Source organism: Streptomyces sp. NPDC001513, assembly GCF_042894695.1.
Classification (GTDB): Bacteria; Actinomycetota; Actinomycetes; order Streptomycetales; family Streptomycetaceae; genus Streptomyces.
Genome location: NZ_JBIAVU010000001.1, coordinates 760,748 through 777,654 on the forward strand (window position 1 = coordinate 760,748; position 16,907 = coordinate 777,654).

A 16,907-nucleotide genomic window follows, 5' to 3' on the forward strand; every position below is an offset into this window, starting at 1 on the left:
GTACGGGTACTCCGCATTCGGGGGCCGGCGCGCTACCCTCCGCTCCATGATTGACATGGGCATGTTAAATCTCCGGGTGCGCGGGCGCCGACGAGGGCGTACCGGCCGGCACGCCTTCGTCGGCCTCCTGCTGCTGGCCCTCCTCGGCACGGCGAGCGCCGCGACCGCCGCGGCCCCGGCCCGCGCCCCCTCCCCCGTCGCCGCTGCGGCGGGCCCGAGCGCGGCCGCTGCCGCGGCCGCCCGCTGGGGCGACCGGCGCCTGGACGAGGCCACCTTCCTGACCACCCACAACGCCTTCACCAACTACGAGGACTCCCGGTGGAGTTCGGTGAACCAGGCCGAGTCGGTCCGCGCCCAGCTCGACAACGGCGTACGCGGTCTGAGCCTGGACACGCACTGGTACGAGCGCAGCACCTGGCTGTGCGTCATCAGCTTCGGCAGCGACTGCTACCCCAGCGACGTCTACCTCTGCCACGGTGACTGCAAGACCTTCGCCGGAGCCACGTACGCGCTCCCCCGGCAGTCCTTCCACGGCACGATGCAGAGCGTGGTGGACTTCCTCGCCTCCCATCCGCAGGAGGTCGTGACCGTCTTCCTCGAGGACTACGTCAGCGCCGAGCAGCTGGCGCAGTCCCTCGGCAGGGTCAGGGGGCTGCCCGAGATGGTGTTCCGGGCCGACCAGTGGGACGTGCGCGGGCACGGCTGGCCGAAGGTGGCCGACCTCGTCACCGCCAACAAACGGCTGCTGATCTTCTCCGACCGCTCCGACCGCGAGCACCTGGGCGTCATGTACGACAAGTCCTGGACGGTGAGCAACTACTGGAGCCTCGGCGACCTGGGCAACGACCTCGGCTGCGTCAGCCGCTGGTCCGACGTGCCCCTGGACCGTCAGGAGACGGGATTCCGGAGGCTGTTCACCATGAGCCACCACCGCAACGTGCCCACCGTCATGACGGCGGCCCTGGACAACGGCGCCAAACTCAGGGACCGCATCGCCGGGCAGTGCCGGACGGCCACCGGGGGCCGCGATCCGAACTTCGTCTCCGTCGACTTCCACCGGCTGTCGGACGGCAGCGGCCACACCCCCGCCTCGATCGTGGCGGAGCTCAACGCACGCCCCTGACCGGCGCACACACGCACGCACGCCGAAGCGGCCCTCCACGATCTGGAGGGCCGCTCCCGGTCACCGCGCTACCGCATTACTTCGTTGCGGCGTTACGGCGCTACCTTCAGCAGCTTGTTCGCGGTGCCGGAGGACGGGTTCTTGATGGCACCCTTCGTCGCGGCCCCGGTCAGCGCGGCGGCCGTGTCGGCGGGTGTCGCCGACGGGTGGGCCGCCAGGTAGAGGGCTGCGGCTCCCGCCACGTGCGGGGAGGCCATCGACGTCCCGGAGATCGTCTTGACGGCCGTGTCGCTGTCCTTCCAGGCCGACGTGATCTCCGAGCCGGGCGCGTACAGGTCCACCACCGAGCCGAAGTTCGAGAAGTCCGACTGCTGGTCGTCCTCGGTGCTCGACGCCACCGTGAGGGCCTCGGGCACCCGGGAGGGCGAGCCCTGACCGGCGTCGGAGGACTCGTTGCCGGCCGCCACCGCGAAGGTCACGCCGGAGGCGACGGCCCGCTTGACGGCCGCGTCCAGCGCCTCGTCGGCGCCGCCGCCGAGGCTCATGTTGGCGACCGACGGCCCGGAGTGGTTCTTCGTCACCCAGTCGATGCCCGCCACGACCTGCTCGGTCGTACCGGATCCGTTGTCGTCCAGCACCCGCACCGCGACGACCTTGGCCTTCTTGGCGACGCCGTGCGAGGTACCGGCGATGGTGCCCGCCACGTGCGTGCCGTGGCCGTTGCCGTCGTCAGCGGTCTCGTCGTTGTCGACCGCGTCGAAACCGTGCTCGGCGCGGCCGCCGAAGTCCTTGTGCGAGATCCTGACGCCGGTGTCGATGACGTACGCCGTCACCCCCTCGCCGCCGCCGTCCGGATACGTGTACTTCTGGTCGCCGGCCGTGGCCGCCTGGTCGATCCGGTCCAGGCCCCAGGACGGGGGCTTCTCCTGGGTCTCATTGATGCGGAACCGCTTGTTCTGCACGACCGTGCCGACGGCGGGGTCCGCGGCGAGCCGCTTCGCCTCCTTCGGCGTCATGCCGGACGCGGAGAATCCGTTGACCTGGGAGCCGTAGGAGCGCTCCAGCTTGCCGCCGTACTTCTTCGCCAAGTCCTCCTTGTTCGCGGATGCGTCGAGGATGACGACGAAGCTGCCGTCCACGGCGTCCGGGGCGTCGAGTCCGTGCACCGTGCCTTCGGCCGGTGTGGCCGCCCCCGCGAGGGGGCTCGCAAACAGGGCCGCCGCAAACGCAGTTGCTGCGCCCGCCGCTATGCCCGCGTTGCGAAGGGCTTTGGATCGCTTGTGAGTTGCCATGTAGATGGTTCTCCTCGTGTTGACGTGTGGGGCGTCAAACGTTCTGGAGAACCCTGTTCCGATTGACAGGAGCAAATCAAGGGCGAACCCGGGGTAAGAGCTTCTTCAACAAGGTTTCTTAATAGACCCTCCGCACCGCCTCCACCTCGCACACGCGTTCCCTCGAACCCCTTCACGGAATGAACACATGATCGTTTCGGCGGCGGAAGCCCGGGGCGCATGTTTGGCGGGGGCCTGACGGGTTAGGTGCCCGTTGCCGGAAAATCCCGTGAGGAGTGTGAACCGTCATGGGCGCAGACAAGCACCGGACGCCGGACACGGACCGCGGGGAGCGGACCCGCGGGCGGTCTCCGGAACCGGACCGGATGAAGACGGGCGGCCGGCCGCGCAGCCCCGACGAGATTGCGCACGAGCGCGGCCGCGAGGACGCGACGATGCGTGACGTGATGCACGAGCTGCGTGAGGGCGACCTGGACGACATGCGCGACGACCGCTGACGACCGCCCGCCGGCGACTGGCAGGCCTCGACCCGACAGGCTGTCGATGCCCGGGCCCATCGCGACCCTAGGCCCTGTCCGGGCCTCCGATTCCGGCCGCGTAGGCGGCCAGGCCCTCCGCGGTGGTCCCGGCCCAGCCGACGTAGCCGTCGGGGCGGATCAGGAACACCCCGTCGCCGTACGCCTCGTACGAGGGGATCCGGACGGTGCGGACGTCCGCGAGCCCGGGGAGTGCGGACGGGTCCAGGGGCACGTCGGGCCCGGCACCGACCGTCAGCAGCGTCCAGTGCGTTCCCCGGAACGCGTCGAAGAGCCGGAGGCCGCCGCGCACCCCGTCCGGTGCACGGTCACCCGCCTGCAGGGCCTCCTCGGCCAGGCCGTCGCGGGTCTCCACCGCGAGGGCCGAAGCCCGGTAGCCGATGCCGAGCTGCCGGGTGGCCTCGCCGCGCCGGGCCTCGCCGCGGTGGATGCGGGTGGACAGGCCGAGCATCTCGGCGGCGACCGGCAGCCGCTCCTCCTCGTAGGAGTCGAGCAGCGACGCGCGGGCTTCCCCCGCTCAGCACGGCGGCCAGCTTCCAGCCCAGGTTGTACGCGTCCTGGACGCTGGTGTTGAGGCCCTGTCCGCCGGCGGGCGAGTGCACGTGCGCGCTGTCTCCGGCGAGGAACACCCGGTCGTCGCGGAAGCGGTCGGCCATCGCGGCCCGCGGCCGGAAGTCCGAGGCCCAGCGCACCTCCGTCACATCGCCGGGAGCGAGGTGCGAGCGGGCGCCGACCACCTTGCGGATCCCGTCGAGCGAGAGGTCCGGCTCGACGCCCTCCGGGAACGCCGCCACCACCTGGAACTCGTCGGTCCCGGCCAGCGGCCAGATGGCGAGGTAGCCCCCGCCCTCGGCCGGCGGGAAGACGTGCAGGTGGTCGCGGTCGAGGCCGTCGACACGGACGTCGGCGACCAGCATCGGGCTCGGGTCCACGGTCTCGCCGGTCATGCCGATGCCCAGCGCCCGCCGCACGGTGGACCGGCCGCCGTCCGCGGCCACGGCGTACCGCGCCCGGACGGGCGGCCCGGAGACGAAGGTGGCCGTCACCCCTTCCGGGTCCTGCTCGATGCCGGCCACCTCCCGGCCGAAGGCGATCTCCCCGCCCAGTTCCGCGAGCCGCGCGGCGAGGATCTCCTGCGTCCGCCACTGCGGCACCATCCAGGGCTCGGCGTACGGGGCGCCCTCGGTCGGCACGGCCGCGTCGAACATCCGGTGCTCGCCGGTGCGGACTCCGTCCTGCCAGATCACGCCGACCGGGTACGAGCCTCCGGCCGCGCGGATCGCGTCGTGCACGCCGAGGTCGTCGAGCACCTCCAGGGTGCGGGGCTGCAGCCCCTTGCCGCGCGATCCCGGGAAGAGGGCACCGGCCCGCTCGACGACGAGGGCGCCGACTCCGCGCCGGGCGAGGTCGATGGCCAGCGCGAGCCCGGTGGGGCCGGCTCCGACGATGAGCACCTCGGTCTGCAGTGCGGAGGCGGGTGCGGGTGCATGGGCATGGTCGTGCGTGTTCACGGCATTCTCCTTAACGTTGTTAAGTGCTGCGCTCACCAGCATGCATTTAACGGTGTTAAGCTGTCAAGCGTGGCAACCCGGAAACCCCCCAAGCTGGACAAGAAGCAGGCCGTCGACACCGCGCTGCGGCTGTTGAACGAGGTCGGCCTCGACGGACTGACCCTGCGCGCGATCGCCAAGGAGCTGGACGTCCAGGCGCCCGCCCTCTACTGGCACTTCAAGAACAAGCAGGAACTCCTCGACGAGATGGCCACCGAGATGTACCGCCGGATGGTCGCCGGGCAGCGGATCCCCTCCGGCGCCACCTGGCAGGAACAGCTGATGGTCTTCAACACGGGGCTGCGGGCCGCCCTGCTCGGCTACCGCGACGGCGCCAAGGTCTACAGCGGCTCCCGCTTCACCGGCACCGAGCACGCGGTCCAGCTGGAGGAGAACCTCCGCGCCTTCGTCGCAGCCGGCTTCGAGCCCACCCAGGCCGTACGGGCCCTCACCACGGCCTACTACTTCACGCTCGGCTTCGTCACCGAGGAACAAGGGGTCGAACCCCTGCCCGGTGACCGCCGCGACGGCTTCGACGTCGACGAACGCGCCGCGCGCATGGCGGACTTCCCGCTGGCGGCAGCCGCGGGAGCCGAACTCTTCCAGGACTTCGCCGCGGGGTTCGAGGAGGGCGTCCGCCTGCTCATCGCGGGCATCGAGGCGCGCTACGGCATCGCCTGAGCCGCACGCTCGCGCGGGCTCGGGCGTAGGCTTCGCCCAACGGCACGGCGGGGGCGGAGCACATGACGACGGAAACGGCAGACACGGCAGGAACGGCAGGAGTCTGGGGGGCGACCCTCGATTCGGTCGTGGTGTACGCGCAGGGGGCCCTCTGCCGCCGCCTGGCCCGGGGCAGCGTGCCGCCCGACGGCCGGGTGCGGGTGCCGGGGCTGCCCCGCTCGCTGGACCCGGGCTCGCTGCGGGCCCGTGTCCTGGGCGCTCCCGGGGTGCGCGTCACCGAGGCCCGGGTGGAGGTCGAGGCCGAACCGCTCGGCTCGGGCACGCCCGACGCCCTGCGGCGCGAGGCCGAGCGGCTGAGCGACGCGTACGCGGCGGCGCAGGGACGCCGGAACCGGCAGGTCGGCCTGATCGAGGAGGCCCGGTCCCTCCACCCGGTGCCGCCTCCCCGCAAGCGCGACGACCCGCACCGCCGCACCCCCGTCGACGCGTGGCTGGAACTGGCCGACTTCGTCGACGAGCGGCTGGCGACGCTGCACACCCGCCTCGTCGAGCTGGAGGAGGAACTGCGCGTCGCCGAGCACGAGTTCTCCGTCGCCGCCGACCGGCTCGCCCGCGCCTCCACCGACGCGCCCTCCTCGCACGTGGAGACCACGGTCTGCGCGGCCCTGACCCTCGTGGGCGCCGGTGAGGACGAAGTGGAACTGGAGCTGGAGTACGGGGTGCCGGGCGCCGTCTGGGCGCCGGCCTACCGGCTCACCCACCGTCAGGGTGACGACAGCGGCCGCCTCGTGCTTCGTGCCTCGGTCGCCCAGCGGACCGGCGAGGACTGGACCGGGGTGCGCATCGCCCTGGCCACCGCCGATCTCCGGCGCCGCACCGGCCTGCCGAAGCTCCGCTCGGTCCGGATCGGGCGCCGTCAGCCCGCGCCCGCGCCCTCCGGCTGGCGCGAGCCGCCGGCGGGGCTCGCCGGCCTGTTCGCCGGGTACGAGGCGGCCGGCCCGCGCCCCGTCACGGCCGCCGCCCCCGCGGCTGTCGGGGCCGGCTCGGCTCCCATGGCTGCCGCGGCCTACGTGACTTCGGTGACCTCGGTGACTTCCGTGGGCGGCTCCGGGTACGGTCCCGTTCCGCCACCGCCGCCTCCCCCGCCGCCGCCCGCACCGCAGGGCTACGGCGGCGCGATGCCCGACTTCGCGCTGCCGGCCCCCGCGCAGCCCGCCGCCTCGCGGCCGGGTTCCCGGCCGCGTTCCGCCGCCCGGTCCTTCGCAGGGGCCCCCGGCGCGATGCCGTCCGCCGCCATGGCGCCCCCGGCACCCGCGGCTCCGGGCGGGGCGCCGCCGCCCCCTCCGGAACCGGTGGCCGGTCCGCCGCAGCCGAGCGGCGCCGAACTCGACTACGCCGCCCTCGTCCTGTGCGGCCCCGACGAGCAGGGCGGCCGCCGGGGCCGGCTCTTCCCCGGCTCGCCCGTAGATCCGGGGGCAGCCGAGTGCCGGCGCCGCGCCGAGACCGTGGCCTCGCTGCCGCTGCCCGGACAGGCCGTGCGGCCCCGCGAGTCGGCGGGGTCCTTCGACCACCGCTTCGACGCCACCGCGCGCGCCGACGTCCCGTCGGACGGCACCTGGCACACCGTCACCGTCGCCGAGGTCCCGGTCGGCCTGCGCACCGAGTACCTCTGCGTGCCGTCCGTGGAGCAGACTGTGTACGCCACGCTGGTCCTCTCCAACGCCACCGACCAGGCACTGCTGGCCGGCCCGGTGGAGGTCGTCGTCGACGACGAGTTCCTGCTGACCGCCGCGCTGCCCACGCTCGCCCCCGGCGGGGTCCGCCGGGTCGGTCTCGGGTCCGCCGAGGGCATCCGGGTCACCCGCCGTACGAACCTGCGCGAGTCGACCTCGGGCCTGCGCAACAACAACACCGTCCTCGACCACCGCGTGCACGTGGAGCTGGCCAACGGGCTGGCGCGGCCCGTCACCGTCGAAGTCCGCGAGCGGGTTCCGGTCACCTCCGATCCGGACGTCCGCATCGAGGAACGGGCCGACTGGACGGCGCCCGAGGAGGGCGTGGGACCCGAACACCACGCCCCGGGCACCCGTGTCTGGCGGCTGGACCTGCCCGCAGGCGCCACCGCCGCCCTCGACGGCGGCTACGAGATCCGCATCCCGACCGGCAAGGCCCTGGTCGGCGGCAACCGCAGGAGCTGACGCACCCCATGTCCACGGCCCCGAAGCCGATCGCCCTCCCCGTCACCGCCGTCACCTGTCTCGAGGACCGCGCCCATGTCGAGCGCACCGCCGTGCTCGACCTGGAGGCCGGGGTCCAGCGGCTGCGGCTCGGCCCGGTCAGCGCGCTGGCCGTCGACCGCACCCTCCATGCCGAGCTGACCGCCGAACACCCGGCGACCGTGCTCGACGTGCGGATCGTCCGCGGCTGGACCCCGCGCGGGCCGCTGCCGTCCGCCGACGAGGACTCCGCGCTGCGCCGGCGCGCACACGCCCTCGAAGCGGAGCGGCTGGCCACCGGGCAGCGGCACGAGAGGCTGCGCGCCCGCCTCGACCTGCTCGGCCGTCTCACCGCCGACCTGCTGCGGGACATCGGCGAAGGCGCCGGTGCGGGAGAGGCCGAACGGCCCCGCTGGGCGCGCGAACTGGACCGGCTGGACGCCGAGCGCGACACGTGCGGCGAGCAACTGCGCACCGTCGAGGCCCGGCTGACCGCCCTCGGCGCCGAACTCGGGTCCGTTCAGCGCGCCATGGACCTTTCGGAGGAGGAGCCCGCCGAGCTGCTCGCCCATGTCGAGCTGACGGTGGAGACCGCGGTCGCCGGGCCGGTGGGGCTGCGTCTGAGCCACCTCACCCCGTGCGCGCTGTGGCGGCCCGCCTACCGGGCCGTGCTCGACGGGGACGCCCTCACGCTGGAGACGGACGCGGTCGTCTGGCAGCGCACCGGGGAGGACTGGTCGGACGTACGGCTGACCCTGTCGACGGCGCGCTCGGCGCTGGCCACCGACCCGCCGCGGCTCGGCGAGGACCGGCTGACGCTGGGGGACCGCTCCGCGGCGGAGCGCCGGACGGTCGACGTCGAGCTGCGCGAGGAGGAGATCGGGGCCCTCGGCCCGGCCCCGGTGCTCGGCCTGCCCGGGGTGGACGACGGCGGCGAGGCGCGCGTACTGCACTCCCCCGCGCCGGTCTCGGTGCCCGGGGACGGTCGCGCCCACCGGGTGCCGCTGTCCGTCTTCACCACGGCCGCGAGCAGCGAGTACGCCTGCTCACCGGAGGTCTCGCCGCTGGTCACCCAGGTGGTGCGGTTCGACAACGTGTCCGGCCACGCGCTGCTCGCCGGGCCGGTGGACCTGGTCCGCGGCAGCGGGTTCAGCGGCCGCGGCACGCTGGACTTCGCCGCCCCGGGCACCCCCGTCGAGCTGGCCTTCGGCAGCTGCGACGACCACGGGGTGGTCCGGCAGACCGAGGAGGCCCGCGAGTCCGCCGGGATCATGCAGCGGACCGTGGTGACCCGCACGGTCCGGCTGCACCTGTCCCGGTTCTCCGCCCCCGGCGAGCGCGGTGACCGGGTGGTCGTGCTCCGGGAGCGGATCCCGGTCTCCGAGGTCTCGGCGGTGGAGGTGCGGCTGCGCAAGGAGGCCTGTTCCCCGCCGCCCGAGGTGGTCGACGCCGACGGGATCGCCCGCTGGGACGTCGCCCTCCCGCCCGGCGGCCGGCGCACGGTCACCCTGGTCTACGAGCTTTCGGCGAGCTCCAAGGTCGCCGGACTCTGAGCTCACGCGTGCGGCGGACCTGAGGCGCAGGACCGGCCGGCAGCCGCTCCGCCGCGCGGGCGTGCACCGCTTCCGCTTCCGTCACCCTCTGCGTGTTCTCGTGGCTGCGCGGTCTGCGGTGCGCGACCATACGGACGCCGATACGCGCTCGATTATCGGCGCCGTTCGTGAGCAGAGGGAAACACCGAGACAGGAAGAAGGACTGACGTGTCCGGCAGCGAAAGCGAGAACCCAGTCATCCCCGCCCCGGCCCCCGCGTCGACCCGCCCCCGGGCGAACCGGGACTGGTGGCCGAATCAGCTGGACCTTCAGGTTCTCCACCAGCACTCGCCCCTTTCCAATCCGATGGACGAGGGATTCACCTACGCGGAAGCATTCGCCTCCCTGGACCTCGACGCGCTGAAGCGGGACGTCTTCGAGGTGATGACGGCCTCGCAGGACTGGTGGCCCGCCGACTACGGCCACTACGGGCCGCTCTTCATCCGGATGAGCTGGCATGCCGCGGGCACCTACCGCATCGAGGACGGCCGGGGTGGCGGCGGCTCCGGCGCCCAGCGCTTCGCCCCCCTCAACAGCTGGCCGGACAATGCGAGCCTCGACAAGGCGCGCCGGCTGCTCTGGCCGGTGAAGCAGAAGTACGGACGGACGATCTCGTGGGCCGATCTTCTGGTATTCGCCGGTAATTGCGCGATGGAATCCATGGGGTTCAAGACGTTCGGTTTCGGATTCGGACGAGAGGACATCTGGGAACCCGACGAGATCTTCTGGGGGCCCGAGGACACCTGGCTCGGGGACGAGCGCTACAGCGGCGACCGGGAACTCTCCGGTCCTTTCGGCGCCGTGCAGATGGGACTGATCTACGTCAATCCCGAGGGGCCGAACGGCAATCCGGATCCGATCGCCGCCGCCAGGGACATCCGCGAGACGTTCGCGCGCATGGCGATGAACGACGAGGAGACGGTCGCGCTCATCATCGGCGGCCACACGTTCGGCAAGTGCCACGGCGCGGTCGGGGCCGAGTACATCGGTCCGGAACCCGAGGCCTGCCCGATCGAGCAGCAGGGCCTCGGCTGGAAGAACTCGTACGGCAGCGGCAGCGGCGTCGACTCGGTCACCAGCGGGCTGGAGGGGGCATGGACCTCCGAGCCGACGAAGTGGGACAACGGGTACCTGGACAACCTGTTCCGCTACGACTGGGAGCTGACGACGAGCCCGGCCGGTGCGCACCAGTGGACCCCGAAGGATCCCTCGGCCCAGGGCACGGTGCCCGACGCCCACGATCCGTCGAAGCGGCACGCTCCCATGATGCTGACGACGGACCTCTCGCTGAAGCTGGATCCGGTCTACGCGCCGATCGCGAAGGCCTTCCACGAGAACCCGGACCGGCTCGCGGAGGCGTTCGGCAAGGCCTGGTACAAGCTGCTGCACCGCGACATGGGCCCCCTCTCGCGTTACCTCGGCCCGTGGATCCCGGAGCCGCAGCTGTGGCAGGACCCCGTTCCCGCGGTCGATCACGCGCTGGTCGGGGACGCGGAGATCGCCGACCTCAAGGCCCGGATCCTCGCCTCCGGCCGGTCGGTCCCCCAGCTGGTCACCACCGCCTGGGCGGCGGCCGCGAGCTTCCGCGGCACCGACAAGCGGGGCGGGGCCAACGGGGCCCGGATCCGGCTCGCTCCGCAGAAGGACTGGGAGGTCAACGCCCTGCCCGAGGTGGCCGAGACGCTGCGGGCCCTGGAGGGGATCCAGCAGGACTTCAACGGCTCGCAGGGCGGGGCGGCGAAGGTGTCGCTCGCCGACCTGATCGTCCTGGGCGGGTGCGCGGCCGTGGAGCAGGCCGCGAAGAAGGCCGGTCACGCCGTCACGGTCCCGTTCGCACCGGGGCGCACGGACGCCTCGCAGGAGCAGACCGACGTGGAGGCGTTCGCCGTACTCGAACCGCGGGCGGACGGATTCCGCAATTACCTCCCGGCGGGAGAGAAGCTCGCGCCGGAGACCCTGCTGCTGGACCGCGCCAACCTGCTGACGCTGACCGCGCCCGAGATGACGGTCCTGATCGGCGGTATGCGGGCCCTGAACACCGGCTTCGGGGGATCGTCCCACGGCGTCCTCACCCAGCGGCCGGAGACCTTGACCAACGACTTCTTCGTCAACCTGCTCGACATGGGTACGGAGTGGAAGGCGTCGGCCACGGCGGAGAACGTGTTCGAAGGCCAGGACGCCGCCACGGGCAAGGCCAAGTGGACCGCGACCGCCGTCGACCTCGTGTTCGGTTCGCACTCCCAGCTCCGGGCCCTCTCGGAGGTCTACGGGGCCAAGGACGCGGGAGAGAAGTTCGTACGTGATTTCGTGGCGGCCTGGGACAAGGTGATGAACCTCGACCGGTTCGACCTCGCCTGAGCCCGCTGAGCCCGCTGTCCCGGCCGGCCCCTCACCGGCCGGCCGGGACCACACGATCCGACCGGGTGCGTGGCGCCCGGGCCGGGCTCGGTCACGGGGCTAGGCTCGGCGCATGGCACTGGAGTGGGAGCAGCTGGTCGTCGACGCCGGGGACCCGGCCGCCCTGGGGCACTGGTGGGCGCAGGCCCTGGGATGGGTCGTCGTGAACGACGATCCGGACGAGTACGAGATCCGCCCGGCCCCCGAGCGGCTGCCGGGGCTGGTGTTCGTGCCGGTGCCGGACACCAAGACGGTGAAGAACCGCCTCCACCTCGACTTCCGCCCCGACGACCAGGAGGCGGAGGTACGGCGTCTGCTGGCGCACGGCGCGCGCCCGGCCGACGTCGGGCAGGGATCCGAGGTGACGTGGGTCGTGCTCGCCGATCCGGAGGGCAACGAGTTCTGCGTCCTGGCCCCGCGCCGCACCTGACCGGGCGGTAACCTGCGGTGACCCCGCCGGCGCCGCCCCTGGTCAGACGGACCAAGGAGAGGGAACGCGCGGGTCGGGGACGTAGGCGCAGTAGGTTCCCGTGCGGATCGTGCGGTCGAGGTGGTCGGCGAGCTCCGGAGCGGCTTCGCGGAGGTGGCCGATGGCCTTGCGCACGGCCTGGGTGACGGCGGCCCGGGCCCGTTCGGAGGCGGCGCCGGCGCGGCGGTCGCGTCCGCCGAGGCCGACGGCGCGGGCGAGCTCGTCGATCAGGAAGGCGCGTTCGAGTTCGGTCTGTTCGCGCCGGGCGATGTCGTGGTCGGCGCGGGCCTCCTCGATGTCCTCCTCGATCTCGGCGAGCCTTCGGCGGTACATGTCCTTGGCCCGGTCGTCCAGGAGAGGGCCGAGGTCGCCGGCCCGGGAGAGCCTGGCGGCCGCTTCGGGATCGTCGCTGTCGGCGGCCGCGAGGTCGAGGACGTGGAACTCGCGGCCCGGTGCGGCGAGCAGTCGGGCCAGGTGGTGCATGCCCTTGCTGTCGCGGACGCTCACGCGCCGGTCGTCGAGGACGACCTTCCAGTAGTCGCCCTCCCGGACGAAGGTGTTCGGCTCGGGCGGGGCCGGAGGCGGCTCGTCGGGTGCCGGCGCGCGGGCGATCCGGTCCAGCTCGGTACGTGCCGTCTCCCGCTCCAGCGTCTCGGCCGGGAGGTTTCCCATGACTCCGTGGGCGTCCGCGAGCCGCAGCCGGCACTCGGCCGTCTCGTAGGGGGCGCCGAGCGCGCTCCAAGCGCGGACGGCATCGGCGAACAGCGCCGCCGCGCCGCTCGCGTCGCCCTCGGCGAGCAGGACTTCGCCCCGCGCCCGCACGGCCGCGGCGGCGAGCGCGCTGCTTTCGAAGCGGACGGCGACCTCCGCGAGCTCGCGGGCCGCGTCCCGTGCCGTCTCCACGTCGGCGCGGGCCAGGGCGATCCTCACCTGGGCGTCCAGCAGCGGTGCCCGCCGCAGCCCGGTGGTGGGCGGCAGCTCCTTCGACGGCACCGGCAGCGGACGGACCAGCGCCTCCCGGATCGCGGCGGCCGCCGTGTCGATGTCGCCGCCCGCGAGCCGGACGAGCGAGAGCCCGGGTTCGGGATCCCATCCGAGGCGGTGCGCGGCGAGGAGCGCCTCCTCGGCCCCGCTCAGGTCACCGCGCCGCAGCCTGATCCGGCCCAGCTCGGTCAGCGGCCAGCCCAGCTCGCGGCGCAGGTAGGGGCGCAGCTCGTCGCAGGCCAGCAGCACCTGCTGCTCGGCGCCGGCGCACTGGCCGCGCAGGCGAAGGATCTCGGCCCGGTGCACCCGGCACCGGCCGTGCAGGCTGCCGATCGCGTTCGTGCGCGCCCAGCGCTCCATCGCCTCGGTCCACTGCTCGGCCAGGTCGTACTGGGCCAGGCCCTGCAGGGCGCACACCACCTCGCAGTAGACGACTCCGGTCGACAGCGCGTCGAGGTCCCCGGACATCGCCGCCGTCCCGGCGTCGTCGAGGAGCCCCAGGCCCCGCTCGACGTCTCCGTCGAGGATCACCAGCCGGGCCTGCGCCACACGCCCGAGCGCGGCTGCGGCCGGATCGGTGCGCGAGCCGGTGCCAATCGCCCGCCCGGCCCAGTCCCGGGCCGCGTCGAGGTCGCCGCTGAGGAAACGCTCGAAGGTGCGCACCACCGCGAACCACGCGTGGGCGGGGGTCTCCGCGGCAGGGTCGAGGAGGCGTTCCGCACGCCGCAGCCACCCCCGTACCGGTGCCATGAGCGCGGTGTCGAACAGGAGGTGCATGGCCACCCGTACGGCGGCTCCGGCCGCCCCGTTGTCCTCGCCGAGGCCGGCCAGCTGCGCGTGGAGCCGCTCCCAGGTCTCGATCGTCACGTCGAGGTGTCCTGCCGCGTAGGCGACGCCCGCGAACTCGGCGAGCTCCGCGGGGCCCAGCCCGCCCGCCTCCTCCCGGGCTGCCAGATAGCCCTCGTACGCCTCCGCCCACGCGCCGCCGGCGGCGGCGTTCCGTGCCCGCTCCAGCGCGGTCCCGTCGCCGGAGGCATGAGTCATCGAGGTCTTCCTTCGCCGTGCCGGTGGTCCCGGGGGGCGGGCGGGTTACGGCGGTAACGGGCCCGCTTACGCCTCCATGGTGAGCCACAACCTCAGTGGAGGACATCATGGACACCATCACGGTGAACGGCATCCGGCTGGAACACGAGATCCACGGAACCGGGGAGCCGGTCCTGCTGATCAGCCCGGTCCTCGCCGACGGATTCGCCCCGCTCGTCGCGGAACCGGCACTGGCCGGGAGCCACCGGCTCATCCGCTATCACAAGCGGGGCTGGAGCGGCAGCACCCACACCCCCGGGCCGGTCTCCGTCGCCGATCACGCCACCGACGCCCTCGCGCTGCTCGACCACCTCGGCATCGAGCGGGTCCACGTGGCCGGACACTCCAGCGGCGCGGCGGTCGCCGCGCAGCTCGCCCAGGACCGCCCCGACCGCATCGCCACGGTCACCCTGCTGGAGCTCTCGCTGCTGTCGGTGCCCGCGGGCGAGGCGTTCTTCGCCCAGGCTGCGCCGGCGTTCCGGGCGTACGCCGACGGGGACGCCGAACGCGCCCTCGGACTGTTCCTGACCCTGGTCAGCGGCATGGAACCGGAACAATGCCGAGCCCTGCTCGACGCGCGTGTGCCGGGCAGCGTCGAGCAGGCGGTCAAGGACGCCGACACGTTCTTCGGGATCGAGCTGCCCGCCCTGGGCGCATGGCGGTTCGGGCCGGACGACGCGGCGGCGATCCGCCGGCCGGTGCTGTCCGTACGGGGAAGCGCCACCCGGCCTCTGTGGGTGGAGGTGGCGGCGTTCCTCCGCTCGAACGTGCCCGACATCGAGGAGTGCGTCATCGACGGGGTGGGCCATCTGCTGCACATCGAGCGGTCCCGGCCCGTCGCCGAAGAGCTGGCCCGCTTCCTGGCCCGCCACCCGATCGGGTCCTGACCGCGGGAGCCCGGCAGGCGGCGTGCCTGCCGGGCTCCCGGGCCGGGCGCCGGGGACCGGCTACTGCCAGTCCTCCCACGGCGGTTCTTCGTCCAGGTCGTAGGGCGGCTCTTCGTCGGCCGGGCCGTCGGGGGCCGGCCGGGCCGATCCGGCCGGCGGCACTGCGGCGGCGGGCCCGGGCCCGGCGGCGGCAGCGGGGGCAGGGGTGGTGGCGTTGCACTCCGCCAGGGTGTCGAGGACGCCCTGGGCGTACTTGGCGAGCTTGGCCTCGCCGACTCCGCCGATGGTGCCCAACTCCGCCTCGGTGGCGGGAAGTCGCGTGGCGATCTCCCGCAGCGTCGCGTCGTGGAAGACGACGTACGCCGGTACGCCCTGCTCGCGTGCCGTCGCGGCCCGCCAGGCGCGCAGCGCCAGGAAGAACGGCTCGGCTCCGGCCGGCAGGTCGACGGGGACGCGGGCGCCCTTCCCGGAGCGCGACCCGGACTCCTTCTTCGCCGGACCGGCCGGCGCCTTCTCCTTGCGCATCGGGACGCTGCGGCGCCCGCCCAGCACCTCGCCGCTGTCGTCCGTCAGCACGAGCGTCCCGTAGTCGCCCTCCACCGCCAGCAGCCGCGACGCCAGCAGCTGGCGCACGACACCGCGCCACTCCGCGGTGCTCAGATCGGCTCCGATGCCGAACACGGACAGCGCGTCGTGGTCGAACTGGATGACCTTGGCGGTCTTCTTGCCCTGCAGGATGTCGATGATCTGGCCGGCGCCGAACTTCTGGCGCCGCTCCCGCGCGAGCCGCCACACGGTGGACAGCAGTTTCTGCGCCGGGACCGTCCCGTCCCAGGACTCGGCCGGCGTCAGGCAGGTGTCGCAGTTGCCGCACTGCTCGCCCGACTGCCCGAAGTACTCCAGCAGCCGCGTCCGGCGGCAGTCGACCGTCTCGCAGAGCGCCAGCATGGCGTCCAGGTGCATGCCGAGGGACCGGCGGTGGGCCTCGTCGCCCTCGGAGCCCTCGATGAGCTTGCGCTGCTGGACCACGTCCTGCAGACCGTAGGCCAGCCACGCCGTGGCCGGCTCTCCGTCACGGCCGGCGCGGCCGGTCTCCTGGTAGTAGCCCTCGACCGACTTCGGCAGGTCCAGGTGCGCGACGAAGCGCACGTCCGGCTTGTCGATGCCCATGCCGAAGGCGATCGTGGCCACGACCACGACCCCGTCCTCCCGCAGGAAGCGCGCCTGGTTGGCCGCACGTGTCCGGGCGTCCATCCCGGCGTGGTACGCCACGGCGTCGATGCCCTGCTCCGCCAGGAAGGCCGCGGTCTTCTCCACCGAGGCCCGCGAGAGGCAGTAGACGACTCCGGCGTCCCCGTCGTGCTCGGCACGGATCAGGTCCAGGAGCTGCCGCTGCGGGTTGCTCTTCGGGACGATCCGGTACTGGATGTTCGGCCGGTCGAAGCTCGCGACGAAGTGCCGGGCGTCCTCCAGACCGAGCCGGGCGACGATCTCGGCGTGGGTGGCCTCGGTAGCCGTCGCGGTCAGCGCGATCCGCGGCACCTTCGGCCAGCGCTCGTGCAGCATGGACAGCGCGAGGTAGTCGGGCCGGAAGTCGTGGCCCCACTGGGCGACGCAGTGCGCCTCGTCGATCGCGAAGAGCGACACCTTGCCGCGGTCGAGCAGCCGCTGGGTGCCCTCGTTGCGCAGCCGCTCGGGGGCCAGGTAGAGGAGGTCCAGCTCGTCGGCGAGGAAGGCCTGCTCGACGGCCTGCCGCTCGTAGGGGTCCTGCGTGGAATTGAGGAACCCGGCCCGCACCCCGAGGGCGGTGAGCGCGTTCACCTGGTCCTGCATCAGCGCGATGAGCGGCGAGATCACGATGCCCGTGCCGTCTCTGACGAGCGCCGGGATCTGGTAGCAGAGCGATTTGCCGCCGCCGGTGGGCATCAGGACGAGGGCGTCACCGCCACCGACGACCTGGTCGATGATCTCCTGCTGCTCGCCGCGGAAGGAGCTGTAGCCGAAGACGCGGTGCAGCACCTGCAGAGCATCGGAGATTTCGTGGGAGGTGTCCGGAGCGGCCATTCGAGAAGCCTAGCGGCACCCACCGACACCCCT

At 73.1% G+C, this 16,907-nt stretch carries 11 protein-coding genes and 1 pseudogene; 8 read left to right on the top strand and 4 right to left on the bottom strand.

Translation table 11 applies throughout. The annotated features are described in order from the left end of the window. The first annotated feature begins 46 nt into the window (after window positions 1–46). Window positions 47–1,123, top strand: coding sequence for a PI-PLC domain-containing protein (locus ACFYZ4_RS03450; protein WP_390782863.1), 1,077 nt, complete (start codon window positions 47–49; stop codon window positions 1,121–1,123). 92 nt (window positions 1,124–1,215) lie between these two features. Here ACFYZ4_RS03450 and ACFYZ4_RS03455 read toward each other — a convergent pair whose 3' ends face one another. Then, window positions 1,216–2,415 (bottom strand): S8 family serine peptidase, encoded by a 1,200-nt coding sequence (locus ACFYZ4_RS03455; RefSeq protein ID WP_351298721.1) that lies wholly within the window; start codon window positions 2,413–2,415, stop codon window positions 1,216–1,218. Window positions 2,416–2,702: 287 nt separating this feature from the next. Between ACFYZ4_RS03455 and ACFYZ4_RS03460 the strand changes: the two genes are divergently transcribed. Beyond that, a complete protein-coding gene (locus ACFYZ4_RS03460; protein ID WP_351298719.1) occupies window positions 2,703–2,912 on the top strand; it encodes a hypothetical protein in 210 nt (69 codons plus the stop codon). Between the two features lie 67 nt (window positions 2,913–2,979). Here the strand turns inward: ACFYZ4_RS03460 and ACFYZ4_RS03465 are convergent. Continuing rightward, window positions 2,980–4,417 (bottom strand): annotated as a pseudogene (locus ACFYZ4_RS03465) (FAD-dependent oxidoreductase). 114 nt (window positions 4,418–4,531) lie between these two features. Between ACFYZ4_RS03465 and ACFYZ4_RS03470 the strand changes: the two are divergent. From ACFYZ4_RS03470 to ACFYZ4_RS03490, 5 genes are all read left to right on the top strand, one after another. Beyond that, entirely contained in the window at window positions 4,532–5,182 is a 651-nt protein-coding gene (locus ACFYZ4_RS03470; RefSeq protein ID WP_351590224.1) for a TetR/AcrR family transcriptional regulator C-terminal domain-containing protein, read from the top strand. A 62-nt stretch (window positions 5,183–5,244) separates the two neighbouring features. Continuing rightward, entirely contained in the window at window positions 5,245–7,380 is a 2,136-nt protein-coding gene (locus tag ACFYZ4_RS03475) for a DUF4139 domain-containing protein (RefSeq protein ID WP_390782864.1), read from the top strand. An 8-nt stretch (window positions 7,381–7,388) separates the two neighbouring features. Then, a complete protein-coding gene (locus ACFYZ4_RS03480) occupies window positions 7,389–8,951 on the top strand; it encodes a DUF4139 domain-containing protein (protein WP_351298708.1) in 1,563 nt (520 codons plus the stop codon). 207 nt (window positions 8,952–9,158) lie between these two features. Continuing rightward, window positions 9,159–11,348 carry a catalase/peroxidase HPI gene (katG, locus tag ACFYZ4_RS03485; protein ID WP_390782865.1) on the top strand — a complete coding sequence of 730 codons (2,190 nt, stop codon included), beginning with the start codon at window positions 9,159–9,161 and terminating at the stop codon, window positions 11,346–11,348. A gap of 112 nt (window positions 11,349–11,460) precedes the next feature. Beyond that, window positions 11,461–11,817, top strand: coding sequence for a VOC family protein (locus tag ACFYZ4_RS03490; RefSeq protein WP_390782866.1), 357 nt, complete (start codon window positions 11,461–11,463; stop codon window positions 11,815–11,817). Window positions 11,818–11,859: 42 nt separating this feature from the next. Here the strand turns inward: ACFYZ4_RS03490 and ACFYZ4_RS03495 are convergent, their stop codons facing one another. Next, window positions 11,860–13,884 (bottom strand): transcriptional regulator, encoded by a 2,025-nt coding sequence (locus ACFYZ4_RS03495; RefSeq protein WP_390782867.1) that lies wholly within the window; start codon window positions 13,882–13,884, stop codon window positions 11,860–11,862. Between the two features lie 107 nt (window positions 13,885–13,991). Between ACFYZ4_RS03495 and ACFYZ4_RS03500 the strand changes: the two genes are divergently transcribed. Then, a complete protein-coding gene (locus ACFYZ4_RS03500) occupies window positions 13,992–14,810 on the top strand; it encodes an alpha/beta fold hydrolase (protein WP_390782868.1) in 819 nt (272 codons plus the stop codon). 60 nt (window positions 14,811–14,870) lie between these two features. Here ACFYZ4_RS03500 and recQ read toward each other — a convergent pair whose 3' ends face one another. Beyond that, window positions 14,871–16,874: a DNA helicase RecQ gene (gene recQ / locus ACFYZ4_RS03505; protein WP_390782869.1), complete on the bottom strand. Its 2,004-nt coding sequence runs from the start codon at window positions 16,872–16,874 to the stop codon at window positions 14,871–14,873. Between the last annotated feature and the right edge of the window lie 33 nt (window positions 16,875–16,907).